General features: G+C 69.4%; 13 protein-coding genes. 3 read left to right on the top strand and 10 right to left on the bottom strand.

Annotated elements, in window-relative coordinates; genetic code table 11:
- Positions 1 to 44 precede the first annotated feature (44 nt).
- Positions 45 to 2123: an ATP-dependent helicase gene (locus tag OZ403_RS17920; protein ID WP_268784677.1), complete on the bottom strand. Its 2079-nt coding sequence runs from the start codon at positions 2121 to 2123 to the stop codon at positions 45 to 47.
- 44 nt (positions 2124 to 2167) lie between these two features.
- Positions 2168 to 3943: a HEAT repeat domain-containing protein gene (locus OZ403_RS17915; RefSeq protein WP_442929792.1), complete on the bottom strand. Its 1776-nt coding sequence runs from the start codon at positions 3941 to 3943 to the stop codon at positions 2168 to 2170.
- Positions 3944 to 3994: 51 nt separating this feature from the next.
- Between OZ403_RS17915 and OZ403_RS17910 the strand changes: the two genes are divergently transcribed.
- Positions 3995 to 4843, top strand: coding sequence for a CHAP domain-containing protein (locus tag OZ403_RS17910; RefSeq protein WP_140791439.1), 849 nt, complete (start codon positions 3995 to 3997; stop codon positions 4841 to 4843).
- A gap of 18 nt (positions 4844 to 4861) precedes the next feature.
- Here OZ403_RS17910 and OZ403_RS17905 read toward each other — a convergent pair whose 3' ends face one another.
- Both OZ403_RS17905 and OZ403_RS17900 read right to left on the bottom strand, forming a co-directional pair.
- Positions 4862 to 6043: a glycosyltransferase family 2 protein gene (locus OZ403_RS17905; RefSeq protein ID WP_268784675.1), complete on the bottom strand. Its 1182-nt coding sequence runs from the start codon at positions 6041 to 6043 to the stop codon at positions 4862 to 4864.
- A 166-nt stretch (positions 6044 to 6209) separates the two neighbouring features.
- Positions 6210 to 7451, bottom strand: a complete 1242-nt coding sequence (locus tag OZ403_RS17900; protein ID WP_268784674.1) for a tetratricopeptide repeat protein — start codon at positions 7449 to 7451, stop codon at positions 6210 to 6212.
- Between the two features lie 652 nt (positions 7452 to 8103).
- On the opposite strand from OZ403_RS17900, the gene OZ403_RS17895 reads away from it, so the two are divergent.
- A complete protein-coding gene (locus OZ403_RS17895; protein WP_237078360.1) occupies positions 8104 to 8430 on the top strand; it encodes a hypothetical protein in 327 nt (108 codons plus the stop codon).
- Positions 8431 to 8534: 104 nt separating this feature from the next.
- Here OZ403_RS17895 and OZ403_RS17890 read toward each other — a convergent pair whose 3' ends face one another.
- Both OZ403_RS17890 and OZ403_RS17885 read right to left on the bottom strand, forming a co-directional pair.
- Positions 8535 to 8951 (bottom strand): ComEA family DNA-binding protein, encoded by a 417-nt coding sequence (locus OZ403_RS17890; RefSeq protein WP_140791435.1) that lies wholly within the window; start codon positions 8949 to 8951, stop codon positions 8535 to 8537.
- 4 nt (positions 8952 to 8955) lie between these two features.
- Positions 8956 to 10233, bottom strand: coding sequence for an aspartate kinase (locus OZ403_RS17885; protein WP_140791433.1), 1278 nt, complete (start codon positions 10231 to 10233; stop codon positions 8956 to 8958).
- 135 nt (positions 10234 to 10368) lie between these two features.
- On the opposite strand from OZ403_RS17885, the gene hutH reads away from it, so the two are divergent.
- Complete coding sequence (gene hutH, locus OZ403_RS17880; RefSeq protein ID WP_140791431.1) at positions 10369 to 11895, top strand: histidine ammonia-lyase; 1527 nt, start codon at positions 10369 to 10371, stop codon at positions 11893 to 11895.
- Positions 11896 to 12028: 133 nt separating this feature from the next.
- Here the strand turns inward: hutH and OZ403_RS17875 are convergent, their stop codons facing one another.
- The 4 genes from OZ403_RS17875 to OZ403_RS17860 all read right to left on the bottom strand — a co-directional run bounded on the left by OZ403_RS17875 (position 12029) and on the right by OZ403_RS17860 (position 22060).
- Positions 12029 to 13183, bottom strand: a complete 1155-nt coding sequence (locus OZ403_RS17875; RefSeq protein ID WP_268784673.1) for an alkaline phosphatase PhoX — start codon at positions 13181 to 13183, stop codon at positions 12029 to 12031.
- Between the two features lie 123 nt (positions 13184 to 13306).
- Complete coding sequence (locus OZ403_RS17870; protein WP_268784672.1) at positions 13307 to 14155, bottom strand: class I SAM-dependent methyltransferase; 849 nt, start codon at positions 14153 to 14155, stop codon at positions 13307 to 13309.
- A gap of 27 nt (positions 14156 to 14182) precedes the next feature.
- Complete coding sequence (locus tag OZ403_RS17865; protein WP_140791426.1) at positions 14183 to 15289, bottom strand: fatty acid desaturase family protein; 1107 nt, start codon at positions 15287 to 15289, stop codon at positions 14183 to 14185.
- Between the two features lie 24 nt (positions 15290 to 15313).
- Complete coding sequence (locus OZ403_RS17860; RefSeq protein ID WP_268784671.1) at positions 15314 to 22060, bottom strand: type I polyketide synthase; 6747 nt, start codon at positions 22058 to 22060, stop codon at positions 15314 to 15316.
- Between the last annotated feature and the right edge of the window lie 17 nt (positions 22061 to 22077).

Genomic DNA, 22077 nt, shown 5'->3' with positions numbered 1-22077 from the left:
TCTATCACGTCGCGCACAGGAGTGCGCGTTTCTGGGCGACGGTGTCAGTCCACCGGGTCCGATCCACCCGGAGGGGGCCCGTCCTGCCCCACGGCCGCCTCGGGCTCCGCCTCCAGGGTGGACAGGATGCACCGGTCGAACGGTGCGTCCTCCCCGCCGGGCAGTTCCTGGAGGAAGCGGGACGGCCGCAGGAGGATCCGCTCCCCGTCCCGGGGCAGCACCGACTGGGGGTACACCAGCACCAGGGTGTCCCGCGCCCGGGTCAGGGCCACGTAGAACAGCCGCCGCTCCTCTTCCTCCTCCTCAGGCAGGCGCGTGGCCAGTGACAGCGGAAACCGCCCGTCCGCCAGCCACAGGACGAAGACGGCCCGCCACTCCAGCCCCTTGGCCTGATGGACGGTGGACAGCGTCAGGCACGCCTCCGGCCCCTCTTCCCTCAGGGCCTCTCCCGCCGCGAACTCCGACACCAGGGCGATCTCCGACAGGAAGCGCGCCACGTCCTCGAAGCGGCCTGCGAACTCCGCCAGTTGGCGGACGTCGTCCTCCCGGTGCTCCTCCTCGGAGAACTCCGCTCGGAGGAAGTCCGCGTAGCCCCCGGCGAGGACGTCCTCAATGAGCCGTCCCGGTGAGGGGGACGCCTCCGGCAGGGTCAGCCGCCCCATCAGGTCACCGAAGGCTTGGAATCCCTTCTGCGCCTTGCGTGGCAGGTGCGCACGGACGTCCGCATGGGCCAGCGCTTCCGCCAGCGGTGTCCCCTCCGGCAATGCGCGCAGGGCGGTCCAGAGGTGCTCGGCGGTCGCCGGTCCCACGCCTGGGACGCGCCGGATGACACGCTTGAAGGCCAGCTCATCCCCGGGGTTGTTCACCAGCCGGAGGTGGGCCAGCACGTCCTTGATGTGGGACTGCTCGAAGAAGCGGACGCCGGAGCGCACCCGGAAAGGAATGCCGCGCCGGGTCAGCTCCAGTTGGAGCTCCAGCGAGTGATTGTGGGCCCGGTACAGCACCGCCATGGCCTCCAGGGACAGGCCCTGGTCACGGAGCTCACCGATGCGCTGGGCCACGTCGGCGGCCTGCTCCCCGGCATCCCGGGCGGGGACGATGAGCGGCTTGACGCCCGGGGACCGGGCCGCCGTCAGCACCTTGGGGAACTGGTTCGTGTTGAGGGCGATGGAGGTGTTGGCCAGCCGTAGGATTTCCGGCGTGGAGCGGTAGTTTCGCGTCAGCGCGTGGACGGAGCAGCCCGGGTAGCGTTCAGGGAAGCCGATGATGTTGGTGAAGTCCGCCCCCCGGAAGCTGTAGATGGACTGGCAGTCGTCCCCCACCACCGTGAGGTCCTTGCGCTCCCCGGCGAGCAGATCCACCAGGTCGCCCTGGAGCCGGTTGGTGTCCTGGTACTCGTCCACGAGCACGCAGCGGAAGCGCTCGGTGAGCTGCGCCTTCACGTCCGGATGGTGCGTCAGCAGGCGCTTGAGGTGCACCAGCAGGTCATCGAAGTCCATCAGGTGCATCTGCGCCTTGCGCTGCTGGAAACGCGCGGCGGCGGCGAGCACCTCGGGCGCCAGCGGCAACATCTGCGGCCGGCGGTCCATCAGCACGTGTGACACGGGCTGCTGGAGGTTGGCCGCCAGGGACACCAGGTCCAACACCAGGTCCGGCCGGGGGAAGCGCTTGTCGCTCTTGAGGCGGCGCTCGGCGATGCACGTCACCATCAAGTCCCGCGAGTCCTCGCGGTCCAGCACGGTGAAGTTCGTGGAGAAGCCCAGCACGCCCGCGTACTGGCGCAGCAGCACGTGCGCGGCATGGTGGAAGGTGCCACCCAGGATGCGCCGCACGTCCACGAAGGCGCCGGCCAGCTCCTCCACCCGGCGCGTCATCTCCCGGGCCGCCTTGTTGGTGAACGTGAGCAGGAGGATGCCCTCGGGGGGCACGCCTCGCTCCAGCATTCGCGCCACCCGGAAGGTCAGCGTGCGCGTCTTGCCGGAGCCCGCGCCAGCAATCACCAGCACGGGCCCCTCTCCTGCCTCCACCGCCCGCAGCTGCTCCTCGTTGAGGAGCGCGGCATAGTCGATCCGCAGCGAGGGCGTCGTGGCCGGAGCCTGGAGCGTATCGGTGCGGGAGGACATGGGGGCGCAGACTCTAACCGGCCCGGCGCCCCGGGACACCCGGATCAGGGAACCGGTTTGAGCGCGGTCAGCCGGGCGGACGCGGCCGCGCGGACCTGGGGCGACGGATCCCGCTGCCGGGCCACCTCCAGCAGCAGCCGCCCCACCTGCGGCAGCTTCGTCGCCACCGAGTCCAGCGCGGCGGTGCGCTCCTTCACGGCGTTCTCCAGGCGGTCCCGCACGCCGCGGTCCGCGCACGTCTTCACGCCGGGCGACTGCTCACGCAGCAGCAGCTCCGCGTCGGCCAGCCGCGCGTCCGCCAGCCGCTTCGCGTCCGCTGCCTTGCGCTCGAACTCCGCCAGGTCCTCGGGGAACTCGGTGCTCTCGGACCGGGCGCGGGCAATGGCCGCCACGGCGAAGTTCGCGTTGACGGCCGCCGCGCAGAGCTGCCGCGCCGACGCCAGGGGAACACGGCCCTCGGGCGTCACCGGCTCCTCCTGCGCCACCTCCAGCGACCACAGCGCCAGCTGCCGCGCCGCCACCGCCGCGGAGAAGTGCTGGCGCCGCTCCTCGCGAATCTGCACCCAGCGCCGCAGGATGACCGGATCTGGCACGCCCGACTCGGCGGCGCGTTGGTACTCCGTGGACGCCTGGGCCAGCTGGCCGGACAGGTCCAACAGCACCGCCACCGTGAGGTACATCTCCGCGCTGGTGGCGCGCTCGCGAAGGGCGTCCAGGCGCGAGGACACCTCGTACTCCGCCACCGGCTTGGGCAGCGCCGCCAGCACCGTGCGCAGGGACTCCAGGGCGTGCTGACGGATCAGCGGGTTGCGCGCCGCGCGAAGGCTCTCCAACAACGGATCCAACACGCGCACCGACACGTGCTGCCCCAGCTCCTCCGCGGCCTGCCAGCGGTCCAGCGCGTCGGGCGCGACCAGCGCGCGGTTCAGGTCCTCCACTCCGCGCAGGTAGTGCCCCACGTGGGCGGCCTGGGCCAGGGGCTCCGGCCGGGCCAGGGCGGCGCGCTCGGCGCGGGCGGAGGCGAGCCGCTCCGGGAAGGCCGTGAGCTTCGGGCCCAGGGGATGGGCCTTCACCCGGGCCTCGGCCTCGTCCACCAGGCCGGAGACGAGCAGGCCTTCCACCTCCAGCAGCAGCAGCAGGACGCGCGCCTCCTCGCGGTGCGCGCCGGCCGGGTGCTCCTTGAGGTACGCGAAGAGCTTCGTCGCGCCGGAGGCCTTGGCCTGCGCGAAGGCCTGGGCATCCAGGCGGGCCTCCACGTCCTGGCGGCGGGGATCATCCGGCGACGCGCGCAGGTACTCCGCCAGCTTGCGCGGATCCTCCGTGGTGGCCAGCTCGCGCGCTTCCGCCTCCGACAGCAGGCGCTTCGCCTCGTCGCGCTGGACGCCCTCCGGGTGCTCCTGCAGGAACTGGCGCCAGCCGGCGACGGTGTCCGTCTCCTTCGCCCCGTTGAAGCGCAGGCCCTCCAACAGCGTCTTCGCCGTGCGCGCCTGGGCCGCGTCGGGGTACGCCTCCAGGAAGCGCTTGTAGGCAATCACCGTGTGCAGGCGCTTCGCTTCCTCGAACTCCAGCTCCTCCAGCCGCGCCTCGGCCGCGTCGGTGTCCGCGTGCGTGGGGTACTCGCGAAGGAAGGCGCGATAGCCGTCGATGGTGTCCTTCTTCGCCGCGCGGTCATACGGCGAGGGGATGCAGCCAGTGGCCAGCAACAGGACGGCGAGGGCTCGGCGAAAGGAGGCCATGTCCCTGGAGCAATACCGCACCCGCGCCCACCCGGAAACCCGAGCGTGGACGGACGGTTGCCTGGGTAGGTTTTTTGACGACACAGCTTCCCGGGCGGACCATGTGCCCCCAGGACGCTACAGGGAGGTCGCACCATGAGGACAGTCACGCTGATGGGAATCCTCGCCACGCTGGCGACCGGCTGCGCCACCACGGGCGCGCCGCTGGAGCCATGGCTGGACTCCTACAGTCTTCGCTACCGCTCCGCCTCCCCGCCCGCATTCCCGCGCGAGTCCCTTTCCAAGCAGGTGGCCACCGCGGCCCCCAAGGCGCCCGCGGAGCGTCCCGGCACGGTGGCCGCCCGCCCGGCCAAGGCGCCGGGTGGCAAGTCCCGCGCGACGCCGGCCCGGGCCACGCGCCCCACCCCCGTGGCCGGTGATGCCCGCGCCAAGGTGGTGACCACGGCGCGCTCGCTGGTGGGCAAGACGCAGGTTGCACTCAACGGCCGGAAGTACCCGTCCGACTGCACGGGCCTCATCGAAGGCGTCTACGCCCAGGCCGGCGTCACCTTCCGGGGGACGGTGCAGCCCGGCGACAACGGCGTCACCGCCATGTACCGCTTCGCCCGCTCGCGAGGCCGCGTGTACGCGGAAGAGCGGCCGACCCCGGGCGACCTCGTCTTCTTCAACGAGACGTATGACCAGAACCGCGACGGGCGCCGCAATGACGGCCTCACCCACGTGGGCATCGTGGAGAACGTGAGCGCCAGCGGGACGGTCACCGTCATCCACCGAGTGCGCCGAGGCGTCGTGCGCTACCGCATGAACCTGGAACGCCCGCACCTTCGGAGGGATCCGAAGACGGGCGAGGTGCTCAACGACATGCTCCGGCACCCAGGCCCCAACCGCGAGCCCGTCCTCACCGGGCAGCTCTTCGGGGGCTACGGCAGCGTGCTGCCCAAGAGCCCCAAGGCCCAGAAGCCCGTCCCCGTGGCACTGCGGTAACGGGCTCCTGGATTCCGACTACGCGCGCGCCGTCCGGTCCCACGCGGCGCGCTGCGAGTTGCGCAGGAAGCGCCAGAACCCCACGACGATGGCCAGGTTCATGGTCACGAAGTAGTACGCCACCGACGCGGCCTTCTTCGCCGTGCCCCGCTTCAGCACCCCCGTCTTCCCCAGGTACGCGAGTGCGTAGAACAGCACCTGGCTGAACAGGGTGAACTGGTAGAAGAGCCGGTCCAGCAGGAACAGGTTCGCCACCAGCGCCAACCCCATCCACGCGGGAGCGAACCAGCGCAGCAGCTTGTGCGACCAGAAGGCGAAGGCCGGGAAGCCCGCGGTCGGCAGCAACAGCCCGGGCACCATGCGGATGCTCTGGAAGTTGCCCGCGGCGATGCGCGCCCGGCGGCCGAACTCCTTGCCGTAATCTTCCGTGGTCTCCTCGTGCGCCACGGCGTGCTCTTCGTAGACGACCTTGTAGCCCTGATCCAGGATGCGCAGCGGAATCACGAAGTCGTCCACGATGGTGGACGGCGGCAGCTGGGTGAACAGCGAGCGCCGGATGGCATAGAGGCCACCGTTGGCCCCCACCACCGCGCCGCGCCGCCCCTCGTACATCTTGATGAGCGACTCGTAGCTCCAGTACGCGCTCTCCTCGTAGTCCTGCTTCGTGGGGTTGTAGAGCCGCAGCTTGCCGCAGACGGCCCCCACCTCCGGATCCTCGAAGTGGCGCACCAGCCGCTCGATGGCCTCGGGTTCGATCATCGTGTTGGCGTCGGAAAGAACGACGATGTCCCCCTGCGCCATGGGGATGCAGCGGTTGAGCACCGTCGTCTTGCCCGCCCGAGGCGCCGGCGACAGCCGCACGCGCGCGTCGGAGCAACCGCGGACGATGTCATCCGTCCCGTCCGACGAACCATCCGAACCGATGAGCACCTCGAACCGCTCCGCCGGGTACGCCAGCGCGAGACTGTTCTCCAGCTTCTGCTGGATGCACGAAACCTCGTTGTAGGCCGCCACCACCAGACTCACCGAGGGCAACGCCCGCTGCCCACCGGAGCCGTGATTGACTGTTTCCGCGCGCCGTACATCGCGGGCGTTCTTGAGCACTTGCGCGGCCCCTTCGAGCAAGAAAAGACTCAAGGGGTAGAGAAAGTAAGTGTGTGCGAGCAGCAGCACGGCACACCAGAAGAAGACCTCCGCCATCACCCCTGCCTCCCAGCACCCATTCCTCGAAACGGGTCCGGGTTCAGCAAGAGGCGTGCCTCGTCCACGCGCTTGAAATCACACGCAGTGGCACCACGGAGGGCTCGGCACCGGGTGAAGGACTGGACTTTCTCCAGCCCTCGAGACCGAGGAAGCGGTCGTCGCTTCAGGGCGAGGCGGCGTCCGCGTCAATCTGCGCGATCAGTCGAGCCGCCGCCTGGTGGTTCGGGTTCAACGCCACGGCGTCGTCCAGGAGTGAACGGGCGGCGGCTGTGTCCTTCAGCTTCAGCGCCACGCGGGCACCGAGCAGGTAGGCGCGCAGGAGCGTGCTGTCGGCCTGGCGCAGCGCCTCCAAGTCCTTGGCCACCGCCTGGAGCGACTCCGGCGGCGACCCGGCGACCAGCGCGTACTCGGCCCGAGCCAGCGTGCTCCACGGGTACGGCGCGCTCTCCACGTTGCGCAGACGCTCGGCCAGGGCCAGGGAGTCCGGCGCCGCCAGGACGGAGGCATGGAGGGCGCGTGCCTTGAGCCGTGCCGCCGCGGCGCTGGGCGGCTCGGACTCCGGCGCCTTGTTCAGCTGGGCCAACTGCACGTCCAGTTCCTTGCGAAGCGTGGCGGTGGTGACACGCAGGGACGCCATGTCGCGAGCGGTGGCCTCCTGCTCCTGCTGGAGGGAGGTGCGGCGAGCCACCTGGTCGGCGAGGACGCGCATCTTCGCCGCGGCCTCCAGGCCCCGGGCGATGGCATCGCCCCGGAGACGCAGACGCTCGGCATCGGCCTGGACGTCGGACAGGTTCAGCGTGAGCGCTACCGCCAGCTCGGCTTGGACGTCGACGTAGTCGGGATTCTCGATGGCGATGCTTCGCAGCCGCTCGATGGCCTGCTTACGAGAGGTGGCGTCATCCCGACGGAGCAGCACCGACGCACGGTCCGTCGAATCCACCACATTGGCGGGGATCTCCACCCCGCGATTCTTCAGCGCGACGTAGCCCAGCGAGGCCACCACGATGAGTCCAACCAGGATGGCCAGCACCACCCGGGGACGGATTCGCTGGGAGCTGCCGTTCTCGGACGTCCGCGCTCCGACCATCGACAGACGGGTCGACGCAATCAGGTCCGGAGGGAGCTCCAGTGGGGCCCGGCGCGATGCGGCTCCGGCCACAGGGCCCAGGTCCGAGGCACTGGAGTCATCGAGGGAACTCAGCCCCCCTGCCCCGGCGCCCGGCGTCGCAGTGGGGTCCGATTCTGGCGGGAGCTGGATGCCACTGTCGGCGCCGGACAGCGGTGACAGGCCGAAGGGGCTCGTCGCTCGGACGCCCGAGAAGGGTGCGTCCGTGGCGCCGTCTCCGGACAGGCTCGCGGGCGCGGGAACGGGCGGCACGGAACCGAAGACACGCTTCGACCCCACCGGTGCCTCGGAGGCAGACGGCTGAACGGCGCTGAACGTCTGGCTGCGCCCTAGTGGGGCCACGGAATCGCTCGCGGGTGGCGCGGAGAATCCAACGGGGACGCCGTCCGTCGAGGCGGAGCCCTGGGATGCAACCCGCGCCCCGCCGACGTGACTCGGGTTCACGGGAGGAGGCGTGGGCACGGAACCCGGGTCTGGCGTCATGAAGGCGCCAGCCTGCGGAGGTGCGTACGCACCAAAGGTCTGGGTCGCGTTGCCTGGTGCCACGGAGCCCTGTCCGGCACTCCCTGGCGACCCATGTTGCTGTCCGGGAACCGCGCCGTAGGTCTGCGTCCTTCCTACAGGGGGAACTACAGGTGCCACTGGAGGAACCGCGCCGAACGCCTGTGTCCCGACCCCGGGAGTTCCGCCCTGCGACGAGGTGCCGGCATCAGCCGCCGGTCCCCTGAAAGGCATCGTCCCGAACGCCTGCGTCGCGTTGTCAGCTCTCCGTCCAGTCGCCTGAGCGACCCCAAACGTCTGCGTGGCTCCAACGGGTGCAACGGCAGGCACCGCTCCGAACGTCTGCGTCGCGTTGCTCGCCACAGGAACTGCGCCAGGAGCCTGCGTCACGCCCACGGGGGCTACTGGGGGCGCTGCCCCGAAGGTCTGAGTGGCGTTGCTCGCCGTGGGAGGCACCGCCCCGAATGTCTGCGTCGCGTTGCCGGCACCCTGCCCCTTCGACGCCACCGCACCGTACGACTGCGTCGTACCCATCGGCGCCCCCGACGAAGGCGCTTGCGCCGAACGCTCCGCGGCTCCCGCGCCGAACACCTGCGTCGTCGTCGTCACGGACGAACCCGCCGTGGCTCCAGGCGGAGTTCCCGCGAAGAGCTGCGTGGACTTCATGCTCGAGCGCGCGGGCCCCGCCCCACCCGTCACCGCCGGAGTCGATCGCGAGGGCGGCGGCGCACCATGTGGCGCGGCCATGAACACGTGACCACAGCGCGTGCACTGGACGGAGGCGCCCCCCGGCGGCAGCAAGCGGGAGTCGAGGACGTACTGCATCGAGCACTGAGGGCACGAGATCTGCACTCGACGTGCTTACCACACGGGCCCGGCGTCGGGAGGCGCTCCAAGCGCCGTGGCCGCCCGGAGGGTCTGCAACTTGGCAGCACCCACGCCACGGACGGCATCCACGTCATCCCAACTCTTGAAGCCGCCCTGCTCCTCGCGTGCCTCCACGAGGCTCCGCGCCAGAGAACGCCCGACGCCCGGGAGCAGGGCAAGCTCCTCCTCGGTCGCCGAGTTCAAATCCAACGGACGCCCCAGGGCCAGCGCCTGAGCCCCGGTCGGCACGGCGCCGTCACCACAGAGGGCCACACCATCCGGACGGATCCGCACTGACTCAGCGGCGCAGTCCAACGCGGGCGCCGCATCCGGCCAGCGCAGGCGTGCGACGACGCCCACGCCCAGCACCCCCAGCGCGACGGCGGCGAGCGCGGCGGTGCGGCTCGCCATGTGCTCAGACCTTCTCGCCCATCAGGGCCGCCGTCTCCGAGACGGCGGAGACCCCTTCCGGAGGCATGGGCTGATCCAACCCGAAGGCGGTGTGCAGCGCGCGCACGGCCAGCTCCGTGTATTTGGCGTGGACCACGCACGACACCTTGATCTCCGATGTGGAGATCATCTGGATGTTGATGCCCTCGGCGGACAGCGCCTGGAACATCCGCGCCGCCACGCCCGAGTGATTGCGCATGCCCACGCCCACGATGGACACCTTCGCGATGTCCCCGTCAGTCTCGATACCGGACGCGCCAATCTCCTCGGCGACCTTCCGCACCACTTCCTGCGCGGTGAGGAAGTCCGCCTTGCCCACGGTGAAGGTCAGGTCCGTGCGGCCATTCTTGGACGGGTTCTGCACGATGAGGTCCACCACGATGTGCTTCTCATCGAGCGGACCGAAGATCTTCGCCGCGGCGCCCGCGACGTCCGGCACACCACACACCGTGATCTTCGCCTCGTTGCGGTCATACGCGACGCCACGGACCAGCACATCCTCCATGGAACTGTCCTCCTCACACACGAGGGTGCCGGGGTCATCGGTGAAGGACGACTTCACCCACAGCGGCACCTTGTACTTCATGGCGAACTCGACCGAGCGGATCTGCAACACCTTGGCGCCCACGCTGGCCAGTTCCAGCATCTCCTCGTAGGTGATGCGGTCCAGCTTGCGCGCGGACGGAACCATGTTGGGGTCGGTGGTGTAGACGCCGTCCACGTCCGTGTAGATTTCACAGGCGTGCGCGTTCAGCGCGGCGGCCACGGCCACGGCGGTGGTGTCGGAGCCGCCACGGCCCAGCGTGGTGACGCTGCCGGACTCATCCACACCCTGGAAGCCCGCCACCACGACGATGTGGCCCCGGGCCAGCGCGGCGCGGATGGGCTGCGCGTCGATGCTCTTGATGCGCGCTTTGGAGAAGGTGCTGTCGGTGACGATGCGCACCTGGTGGCCGAGGAAGCTGGTCGCCTTCCCCTGCTGGGCATGGATGGCCATGGCCAGCAGGCCGATGGAGACCTGTTCACCGGTAGCCACGACCACGTCCTGCTCGCGCTCGTCCGGCCGGTCGGTGAGTTGCGCCACCAGTTTCAGCAGCCGGTTCGTCTCGCCGGACATGGCGGACACGACGACGACCACGTCATGCCCCGCCTCCTGGGCGGCCAGACAGCGCAGGGCCACGTTCTTGATGCGGGCCACGTCACCCACGGAGGTACCGCCATACTTCTGGACGATGAGTGCCATGGCGCCTGCAACCTCCCTCTTCAGACGGGCGGGAGCTATACGAGCCCGGCTAGCGGGTGTAAAGCGCCGGCCAGCACCACCGCACCCGTTTACGCTAGGGTGCCCGCCCTTTCGCCGCACCCCTTGGAGCCCCGAATGTCGCGCCCCCGTATACTCATCGACGGTGACACCCTGAAGCTCGAGGAAATCCTCCAGGTGGCTCGCAACGAGGCCACTGTGGAGCTGTCGCCCGACGCCGCCACCCGCGTGCGGGCCTCGCGCGCCCTGGTGGACCGCGTCGCCGCCGGAGACACGCCCGCCTACGGCATCAACACCGGCTTTGGCACGTTGGCCGAAGTCCGCATCGACAAGAAGGACCTGCGCGACCTCCAGCGCAATCTCATCCTTTCCCACGCTTGTGGCGTCGGCACGCCCCTCCCCCTTCCGGAGGCGCGGGCGCTCCTGCTGCTCCGCTGCAACGTGCTCGCCAAGGGCTACTCCGGCATCCGCATGGAGACGCTGGCCCTGGCGCTGGACATGCTGAACCGGGACGTCGTGCCCGTGGTCCCCGAGCGGGGCAGCGTGGGCGCCTCCGGAGACCTGGCCCCGCTGGCGCACCTGGCGCTCGTCTTCATCGGCGAAGGTGAAGCCTTCCACCAGGGCCAGCGGATGCCCGCGAAGCAGGCGCTGGAGCGCGCCGGCCTGCAACCGGTGGTGTTGGAGGCCAAGGAGGGCCTCGCCCTGGTGAACGGCACGCAGGCCATGTGCGCAGTGGGCACCCTGCTCCAGCTTCGCGCGGAGTCCCTGGCGGACATCGCCGACGTCGCGGGCGCCATGACGCTGGAGGGCCTGCTGGGAAGCCACAAGCCCTTCATCCCTGAGATTCACGACGTGCGCGCGCACCCGGGCCAGAAGGACGTCGCGGCGCACCTGCGGCGCATCCTGGTGGACAGCGAGCTGGTGGAGTCGCACGTCAACTGCAGCAAGGTGCAGGACCCCTACTCCCTGCGCTGCATGCCGCAGGTGCACGGCGCGGCGCGCGAGGGCATCGCATTCTCCCGGCGCATCCTGGAGGTGGAGGTCAACAGCGCCACGGACAACCCGCTCGTTTTCGCGGACACGGAGCGCATCGTGTCGGGAGGCAACTTCCACGGCCAGCCCATCTCCCTGGCCATGGACGTGGTGGCCATGGCACTGACGCAGCTGTCGTCCATCAGCGAGCGACGCGTGGAGCAGCTCGTGAACCCGTCGCTGTCCAACCTGCCGGCGTTCCTGGCGAAGAACTCCGGGTTGAACTCCGGCTTCATGATCGCGCAGGTGACCAGCGCCGCACTCGTGGCCGAGTCCCGCGTGCTCAGCCACCCCGCGTCGGTGGATTCGATTCCGTCATCCGCGGGCCGCGAGGACCACGTGTCCATGGGCATGACGGCGGCGCTCAAGGGCCGTCAGGTCAGCGACTTCGCCCGTTCGTGCCTCGCGATTGAAATCCTGGTGGCGGCGCAGGCCCTGGACTTCCGCCTGCCGCTGAAGCCCGGCAAGGGCGCCCTCGCGGCGTATGAGCTGGTGCGCTCGAAGGTCCCCCACATGGACAAGGACCGCGAGCTGCACCGGGACATCGAGGCGGTGAGCCAGCTCGTCGACTCCGGCGAACTGCTCGCGGCGGTGCGCTCCGCCACGGCCTGACGTCGTACGAGTGGCATCGGCGTCTCCACTGACGCAGGGCCCGGAGCCGAGAGCTTGCTCTCAATGGCTTCGGGCCCACCGCCGTGACACGGCCCCACGCGACGAACAACGCCGCGCGAGACGCGCCCTTGCTTCAGCGGAACGGGCCACGCACCTCGAAGGTGACGCCGTTGCCATCCGTCCCGCGCTGCGAGCTGAAGTACAGCCGCTGGCCATCCGGACTGAAGGCGGGGCCGGTGAGTTCGGAGCCCGCGTGCCCCACCACCTGGAGGAATGGCGCGACGGAGCGCTCAGGGCCCGGGGTGAAGACGCACAGCTGGAGGTCGTCACCATCCTCAGCCACGTAGAGGTCACCCGAGCGGGACACGGTGATGTTGTCCACGCCGCGCAGCGGCGACTCCGGGTAGAGGTCGTCGTCGTAGAGGAGCTCCACCGTACCGGTGGCCGGGGTGTGGGCCCAGACGCGATTGTCGCCCTTGGTCGTGAAGTAGATGGTTCCGCAGTCGTACCAGCAACCCTCGCCGCCATCGAACGCGGTGGTCAGGAAACGGGCGAGCTGCAGAGACGCGGGAAGCGAGGCGGAGACCCTCACCCAGCTGAAGGTGGCGGTGCCATCCAGCGCGCTGCCGTTCAGCTTCGCGGCCTCCAAGGTGCCCGAGGACAGCGAGGGCCACTGGGCGGGAGTGAAGCGGTAGAACCGCCCCTCCGGCCGATCCTCCGTCAGGTACAGGCGCATGCCCACCGGGTCCACGGCGACGGCTTCGTGGGCGAAGGTGCCCAGGGCACTACGCCGCTGCCCCTGTGAGGGTTCCTGGGGATTGCATTCCCAGACATGGCCCCCGTCCCACTCCTCACAGGACAACCAGGTGCCCCAGGGCGTGGGCCCTCCGGCGCAGTTGAGCTGGGTGCCCTCGAGGATGCGGTAGGCGCTCGTCACGTTGCCGCCTCCATCGAAGCGAATCGATGAGGCGCCTCCAATCAGCGGCAACTCACAGTTGGAGGTGTAGACCCAGCCGCCATCGTCGGTGGGGAAACAGGTGCCGCCGTCCGGAGCGGCGTGCCACGTGTAGTGGGTGCCGGGGACGCGCTGTCCGGTGCGAGCGATGATGCGTGAGCTGAAACCCGCGGGCAGCCTCAGCCCCTGAGCATCCGGAGCACCGGAGATGGCACCGTAGGGGCCAGGCCCCGGCCGGGCGGGAGCGGCATAGACGGAACGCCAGAAACCCGGCCCCTGGACCAGGAGTCCGCTGCTCATCGCGGTGAGTCGAAGGAAGCTCCTGCGCTGCATGGGCACGTCTCCATTCGCCAGAAGGCCCAGGAGATTGGATGGCACATGCCCGCGCGCCAACTCATCACGAGTCGGTCACCTTGTCGTTTGGGCGACAAGGCGCCAGACAGGTCACGACAGGCCCTACACGCCGCGGCGTCGTGGCGCGCTTGCCGTCACCTGCCGCATGCTCCAGAGACAGGTGATGTTTCCAGTTGAATCCTTCATGGGCTCCACGGCCGCGAGGAACGCGCGCCGGACGTCCTCGCGTGCGTCGGGCGAGAGCTGGTCGGCGTCGTAGGTGGTGGAGAGGGAAGCCCAGACCTGCTCGGGCGGCCCGCCTTCCTGGACCTCGAGGTCGAAGACCTCGACATGCTCGAAGGCGAGGTCGAAGAGTGCCCTCAGCCCCTCGGTGGAGCGGAAGCGCGTGTCGCCCAGGCTCAGCAGGGGGCGCGGCTGCGCCTCGATGGCGGGTTTCATCAGGGCGCGGAACACCGCGAGCGCCCCGGAAGGCACGAAGCCTCCGCCGACGACGCAGGACAGCTTCCCGGCAGGCGCCAGGACGCGGCGAATCTCGGAGAGGACCTTCTCGCAGTCATCCATCAGCATGAGCGCCAGGTGGCTGAGCACGACGTCGAGGCTGGCGTCCTCGAAGGGGAGCGACTGCGCCACGCCTCGAATCAGCGTGGCGGCCCCCTTCAATCGCGCCTGGGCCTGGGCGAGCTCGTCCTCGCTCATGTCCAGGCCAACGAGTCCCGGACACTGAGGCGCCCGCCGAGCGAGCAACTCGAGCAGGTAGCCATCGCCGCAAGCCAGGTCGAGCACGGTCCTCGGCCGCGCGTCCTGGGGGACTTCCGCCGCCAGCAACTCATAGGTGGAAGCGAATCGGCTGTCGCCCCGAATCACGGGAGTCTTCGCGAACCACCGCGCGGTCACGCCCGCGAGCCGGCGGTGGTAATCGAGGAGGTAGGACTCGGTGTCGGACGGAGGCATGGTGCCCCATAACATAGGCGTAGCCGTTCACCGGGGCAGGCCGTGTTCAAGACTTGAATCACCTCCCTTGAGCTGGCTGCGCAGCGCTTCCGTCGAAATCGAAGGCGTCCCCTCCGGTGCCATGAGCGTCTGTCCGTCCTCGGCATAGAGCGCCGGGCGCCGGTACAGCATCCGGAGCGCGTGCAGGTGCGGGTACACCTGTGACGCTTCGGGGTTGAGTTCGCGCAGGTGCTTGCGAAGCAGCGGCGCGAACTTCGGGCTCATGGCCGGGAAGATGTGGTGCTCCTGGTGGTGGCTGAAGTTGTAGTGCAGCCAGTCCATCACCGGATGCGTCGCCACGCTGGCCGTGTTCACGAAGGGGTTGTCCGACTCCTCGTGCGCGGCCAGCAGCCAATGGTTGGTGGCGATGTAGATCATCAAGGTGATGTTGCCGATGAGGAGCGGGAGGATGAGCGCATAGAGCGCCCCCATTGGCCCCATCCACCAGCCCACCGCGACCCACCCCAGCGTCACGAGCACCGTGAGGATGCGCTCCCGCGTTCGATGCATGTGCACATGCTTGAACTGCGGCAGTCGGCTGTGGTGCCAGAGGAAGGCCTGTCCCTGGGCGGTGAAGAAGAAGCTGAAGCTGACGAAGCTCAGCAACGAGCCCGATCCCGGGGACATCGCGTGGAACACCTTCGCGAACCACTGGGTCCGCCACTCGCTCTGACGCGGCAGGATGTCCGGGTCCCGAACCAGGACGTTCGCCGCGCTGTGGTGTGCCTGGACGTGCCACGCCCGCCAGTTCCCGGGGGTCACCAGGAACGGGCTGAAGCCCACCCAGCCCAGGAGACTCTCGAGCGCCCTGCTGCGGAACACCGCGTGGTGCAGCGCCTCATGCGCCGCCAGCCCCACGGCCGTCACCATCTGCCCGAGCGCGAACGAGCTGAGCAGGCACGCCCACCACGGCAGCCGCCCGCTTCCCGCGGCCCACATCAAGACCACCATCACCGGAACCAGCCCGAACGCGACGATGCCTCGCAGGGGCTGCGGCTGGAAGGACTCCGGCGGCATCACCCGGCGCAGCTCCGACCGCAGCCGCCGTGGGTCATCGGCGGGAATGGGACCCGCCTGGGGAGTGGAAGAATTCATGCGTTCACCCGAAGGAAGGAGGTCTCAAGCCATGGGCCGCGCAAGGCCGCCCTCGAGCAACATCCGAAGCCGTCCCGCCTCGTCGAGCGCAGCGACGGTGCCGCACTCCAGCAGGTCGCCATCCACTCGCGGAGGAAGTGCCTTCAACGAGAGGTGAAGCGGCGCTCCCCCCCGGACGTCCACCAGGCCCCGGTCGAACGTGGCCCGCTGGAACTGGATGGGCGCGAACACCGCGCTCGACTCCCCATCCACATGCATCGCGCTCAGCCGCAAGGCGGCATCCAGGACGAGCGCGGGCACGGTGCTTCCCGCCTGACGAGGCTCGGTCGGCAGGCCCAACCGCGCGAACCGGGCCGACGGCTCGATGTGAATCTCCTCCAGGCAGTCGAACATCTTCCGCAGTTCGATGGGCGCACCAGCGGCGCAGTGTGGGTCGTGGACCCGCAGTGCCTGTCCCGACGGCGCCGCCGCATCCAGCTCCGGCGTGCCCCGAGGCGGCTCCGCCGTCAGCGTGAACCGCGCCTCCGCATAGACGAGGTCCTTCTCCAGCACGACACCCGACGCATGGACGATGTCCCCCATCAGCCGGACCCGCACGCCATGCCGTCCGGGCTCATCGACGAGGGGCGTGCATTCGGCGCGCAGATGCTGGCGGCTCCCCGGCTTGACGCGGATGAAGCGTGAGAACCGGACGTCCTCGATGGTGACGGTGCGCAGCTCTGGCCGCCCGTTGCCCACCGCGGCTTGCAGCATCAGGTCCAACGCCCAGGCCCCAGGCAACGTGGGCGTGCCACGCACGAGGTGGTCCTCCAGGCACGGCACACTCGCCGCATCCACGACCAGCTCGCGCTGCACGGACCCGGCCGACAGAGAACGCGCCTCCTCCGCGGGCAAGACCTCCAGTGCGTAGTAGGAACGCTCGCTCTCCGTGAGCTGGACGTTGATGGCCTGTCGAGGCCGCCCATCCACGAGTTGGAGGAAGAGCGCTTCGCCCTCCTCCGCGCGGATGCCACGCAGATGCCGGCTGGCACCGAGCACGCGGTACTCCGAGCCCCGCGTCATGCCAATTCCGTCCCAGGCCAGCCAGCCCACGCTGCACCAGCGGACCTCCTGGCTCGCGTCGCTGACCCAGGCGCAGAGCCGGTCCAGCGCCTCGTTCGCCGCGCCGTAGTCCGCCTGCCCGTCATTCCCGATGTAGCTGAACGCGGACGTGAGGACGTGGAACGGCACCGGCCGCGCGAGCCGACTCACGCAGGCTTCCCGCAGGTTCCGGAGCCCCAGCAGCTTGGTGCCCAGGTTCGTGCGCAACTCTCCGAGTTGCCTGCGATTCAGCTTCTTGGACGTCTGCGTGCCCGCCCCATGCACCACCAGGTCCAGCCGCCCATGCGTATCGACGATTTCCTGGACCACGCGCTCCACGTCCGCCGCTCGCGTGACGTCCACGGCCCGGTAGAGCACCTCGCCCGGGAGCCGGCCCAGGCCCTCGAGCGTGGCCTTCAGCTCGCGAGCGGCCAGGAAGCGCTCGAAGCGCTTGCGCAGCTCTGGCATGCGCACGCCCCGATTGCTGGCCAACTCCGAGGCGTAGAACTCCCGCTCCATCGCCGGCAGGTCTTCCTCACGGGCCTGGAGCACGCGCAGGGGTGCCTCATCCGGATCGCTCCGCCCTACGAGGACCACCTTGCATCCAAACCGCTTGAGCAGGGCTCCCGCGAGGACTGCCGTGACGCCCCGTCCCCCGCCCGTGAGCAGGACCACCGAGCGCGAATCGAGCGTCGCCGCCTGGTCCGCGGTGACGTCCGTCACCCGCAACACGCGGACACAGCGCACCGGACCTTCGAAGCAAACCTCGATGGAGTGATTCCCGTCCACATCCGAGCCCAGCTCAGCCTCGGCCAGCTCGAGCGCCTTCTGGATCGGCATGGCCGTGGTGGAGACGGCACGAACGTTCCGGGCAGGCACTTCCCGCCCGATGGACTTGAGCATTCCTGCGAACAATCCCGACATTGGATGCAGGCACCGCCGTGGGCCCACAGCGCCAATGCACAGACTCACCAGCGCCACCTCGCCACGAGACAGGCGCTCATAGGCGCGACGGGCCGCCAGGAAGAGCAACTCCAGGGCCCCGTGCTTCATGGCCGTGTCCGCGACCACCGCGGCCTCGAGCGCCCCTGCCTCGATGCGGCTGACCGCGAGGATGACCTCGGGCTCGAAGCCAAGGGCGGCCAGCCCGGCCTCCGCGGAGGTTTCGGTCGTGAGGTCGACGTACCGGAGGCGTCCCGAATCCGAACCTGTTCCCGGACAGAGAATCACGTGCTCCGTTCCGCACAGGGCCTCCGCCCGAGCTGCAAGCTCGCGCGCGAGCGCCACGTCCTCCGCGATGAACAGCACCCGACGGCCTCTGAGATACGACGGCTGCGTCTTCCGAGCTGGCCGCTCCACCAGCACAGGCGACAGATACTGAATGGGCGCGGCGTGGTCGAAGCCTCCCGATGCGGCTTGCGACTCGGCTCCCGATGCGCCGTCGACTGGTGACGACGCGGATTCAACAGGACGGGAAGGAGCAATCCGCATCCCCTCTGACGGTCGGGACGGCAGTTCGCTTCGACCGTCCGTCACGGCATCAGGATGAGTCCGAAGAGGTGACGTGGAGGCGTCAATCCGCCCTCCCTGCTCCGCTGCCCGAGATGACACGCCAAGCCGGCCCTCCGTTGCGGCATTGGCGTGGGCTCGCGATGACGACTGCATTGATTCCACGGGCTGTCCGTCCGACATCGGCCGAGGTTGAGCTTCGAACGAGCCCCCCGTCGCAGCCTCGGAGCGTGCTCTCAGCGAAGGCAGCGAGCCTTCGACATCCTGCACATCCGCCATCGGACGGAGCCGCACTTCGAGCCGGACACCTGTCGCGGCATCGGGGTGGAACCGCAGCGTGCCAGCACGACCATCCGCCGCCGCTTGTACGGCGCGCAGCAACGCCAGGCTCTCCGCCGCCGAGTGCGGTGGCAGGTCGACACCCGCACCTGTTCCTTTCGTGCCACGGGTGGAAAGCTGAAGGTGGCACATGGGCTTCAAGCCGAGCCTTCGGGCCTTCTCCGCCGTCGTCACCGCGAAGAGCGCCGCGCCTTCCTCGGGCTGCTGCGCCCCTCCGACTTCACCCGGCCTGCCAATGTGCGTACTGCCCACGAGGACCAGCTCGAAGCCGCTCTCCAGCAGCCCCCGCGCGGCCTGGAGCGCCGCTGAAGACGACGCCGCCCCCGCATCCACCACGAAATTGGGCCCCTTGACGTCGAGCGCCCCCGCGACACGGCCGGGCGTGACGTTCGGCATCATCCCCTGGAGCGTGTACGGCCCCGAGGGACGGAGGCTCCCCATCACCGCCGAGTGAAGACGCTCCGCCAGGGGCAGCACCGCGGCGGATGCTGGCTCGCGACGAGCCTTCTCTCTCAAGCGCCGTTGCAGCGTGAAAGCCAGGACGCGCTGGACCGCCTCGACACCACGGCGCGTCTTGCCCTCGAGCCCCAGCACGATGGCCGTCCCCGAGCGAAGCGCGTCGAACGTCCCCAGCTTCTGGGCGAGCGCACTCGCGACCACGAGCCCGAGGTGCTGCGTCGCATCCATGTCCTCGGAGATGTCGGGCAGCAGGCGCACCGTGGGCGGCAGGCGCATTGCCTTCAGGTCGAAGCGCGTGCCCACTTCGACAGGAACACCCGCTTCGGGCCGCCCGCGCCCATCCGGGAACAAGCCCTCCGTGGCCACGACCACGAGTTCGGCCTCCGCTGGGATGCCCTCACGGGACCTCGGCGCCGACGAAGGCCCCCGGTACTCCTCCAGCACCAGGTGCGCATTGGTTCCGCCAAAGCCAAAGCCATTGGTGGCGGCACGACGAGGCAGTTCGCCATTCTCCGGCCAAGGCTGCTCGCGCGTGTTCACCTCGAAGCCGGGCCCCATGGCGCGCAGCGCGGCACCGGGCGCATCGAAGTTGGACTGCACCGGGAAGAGCCGGTGCTCCATCGCCTTGCACAGCTTGATGACCGAAGCAGCACCCGCGGCCCAACCAACGTGGCCAATCAGTGCCTTGACGCTGGCGAGCTGAACGCCGCTGCGCTTGCCACCAAAGACGCGGGCAATCGACCTGAGCTCGGTGGCGTCCCCCGCGGGAGTCGCCGTTCCGTGCGCCTCGATGTACTGCACGCTCGCCGGGTCAACCTGGGCCCCCGAGTAGCACGCCTCCATCGCCGCCACCTGCCCCTCCGACCGGGGCACGTTCGCCGAACTGCTCCGCCCATCACTGGAGAGCCCCGCGCCTCGAATGACGGCATGGACCCGGTGCCCCGCCGCGACTGCGTCCTTCAGGCGCATCAGCCCAACGACGCCCGCGCCTTCACCGAAGATGACGCCGTCCGCGCGCGCGTCAAAGGGCCGGCTCCCCGTGGCAGACAGTCCGTTGAACTGTGAGAACAGACAGCTGTTGCCAGGCCCCGGCGAGAACACGCCGCCAGCAAGAATCAGGTCCGAGTCCCCTCGCTCCAGCGCCTTCATGCCCAGCGCCATGGCATAGAGCGACGATGCACAAGCAGCGTCGAGCAGCGTGGTGGCGACACCCTGCCCCACCACGTCCGTCACCACGGCCTGCAGGGTGGGATGCGGCGCCAGGTCACGGGAGATGGCCTCCACCCCAAGTGCCTCACGCGCCGCGCTCGCAAGCGCCGCGACGTCATGAACCCGCTCACCCCGGGCACTCAGCAGCGCCTCTCCAGCCTCCACGCTCAGCGCGGCGTCGTACTCGGCCGACCCTTCCGCCGTCGAACCGAGCAGGCACTGGATGCGCCCCGGCGACTTCGATGCCACCGGCTTCAGTCCCTGCATGGCCTGCGAGAGGGCGATGGCCAGCAGCTTCTGCTCGCGGACGTACTGCTGGAAACGCGTCGGGTCGAAGCCCGGCGGCGCAACCAGGTCCTCATCCCGCACATACCCCGTGAGCAGGGTGTACGTCCGGTCTGGAGTTCCCGCGGGACCCGCGAAGTCCGTCACCAACTCGGGCTGCAACAGGCCCTGGTCGACGATGCCGCTGATGCCCTTCCGGATGTTCTGCCAGTACGTTTCCGGGTCCTTCGCTCCCCCCGGAAGGATGCAGCCCAGCGACACCACGGCAATGCCGCTGTCGTCGACCGCGGCGGCCTCCACGGACTTCGGCTCAATGCCAGCCGACGGGGCTGACCGCTCCGCCGGAAGCAGGTTGCTGATGACGCTCACCTCCGCGGCCGTCTCCGCCGGGATGATTTTCTGGACGATGCGCGCCAGGACGCCCGTGGTTCCGCAGTCGACGAAGCGCGTGCATCCCGCGCGGGAGAGCGTCTCCACCGTCCCCAGGAAGTCGAACGACCGCACCAGGTGCGATGCGAGCGCATCCGCCAGTTCTGGCTGCCCGCCCACATAGGCGCGTCGTTCAATGGGCGAATAGACACGGCCCCGCGGCGCCTGCATGGGCACACGGCCCAGCATCTCGCGGAAGGCCTTCGCGGCCGGGGCCATGTCCGGATGGTGGAAGGGGTACCGGCTCGAAACGAAGGTGAATCCCTGCCCCCGGCCTTCCAGCAGCGCGCGGAGTCGCGCGAGCTGACCGCGCGCTCCCGCGACCACCGTCTGCCGCGCGTGGTTGCGGCCCGCGATGTGCAACCCCGAAGCGCCGCACTCCGCGATGGCGCGAACGGCCTCGGACTCCCCGAGCGCCACCGCCGCCAGCGTTCCGAAGTCGTCGGGAAGAACCTGAAGCGCTCGGATGCGCTGGCAGACGACCTGCGCGCCAGCGCGCAAGTCGAGCGCACCCGCCGCCGCCATCGCGGCAATCTCCCCGAAGCTGTGCCCCACGAACACGTCCGGGCTCGCCCCCTGGCGCTGCATCCACCGGGCGCCCAGGACTCCGGACAGGTAGATGCCCAGCTGGTCGAGCTGAGGCAGCTGTTCCAGCGCACGCCGGACGTCCGAGACGTCACGCGCGGCGAGCAACGGCTCCGCCTCCACTCCGACCGCACGACATGCGGCGGCGACACCCTGAAGCTCGTCTCCGAGGTCAGGGTCGAGCGCCTTCAATTGGAGATAGAGCCCTGGCTCAAACGAACCCTGCCCGGCGAACAGAAATGCCGTCGCCCCCTGCGGCAGCACCAGCGCGTCGGGACTCTCGGCAGTACGCGCCGCGGGCGCCCCCTCCAACGAAACGACGCGGGACGCCCCCAGTGACGCCGGGTCCGCGAGCAGCGACTTCGCCAGCGCCCGGATGGTCTCCGGAAACACGTCCTTGAGTGCGGAGCCTCCCTTCTGGACACAGTCCCGGAAGCTCCGTGCCCCGGCGCGCTCGAAGATGCCCGACAGTGAGTCGAAGCACCGAAGGAAAGACTTGGGAAACGAACACAGGGCGCCCGACGTCCGGTCCGCGCAGAGAACCGTCTGGAAGCCACACGCCACCGGCGTCCCATCGCTCTTGAGGGTCCGGAAGCAGAAGCGGATGGAGACCTCTCCCCGCTCCTCCAATGTCGTCAGCACCACCAACCGGTCTCCCAGGTTGGCCGGTGCCAGGTTGCGCGAGTAGCCCTCGTAGGTGAGCAGCAGCACCTGGTCGAAGTCGCGCCGGAACTCTGGCACGTCGAACACGTCCGGGCTGAAGAGCAAGTGCTCCCGCCCAGCACACTGGAACTTGAAGTTCGTGAGGAAGTGATGGCTCCCGTAGGCCATCGTGTCATCGAAATGAATGTCGTACGGGACCGCGAAGTAGCCCATGGCAATTGGCTCCGGTA

Origin of the sequence: Myxococcus sp. NMCA1 (genome assembly GCF_026810205.1) — a bacterium.
Taxonomy (GTDB): domain Bacteria; phylum Myxococcota; class Myxococcia; order Myxococcales; family Myxococcaceae; genus Myxococcus; species Myxococcus xanthus_A.
This window is presented reverse-complemented; position numbering and strand designations above follow the sequence as displayed.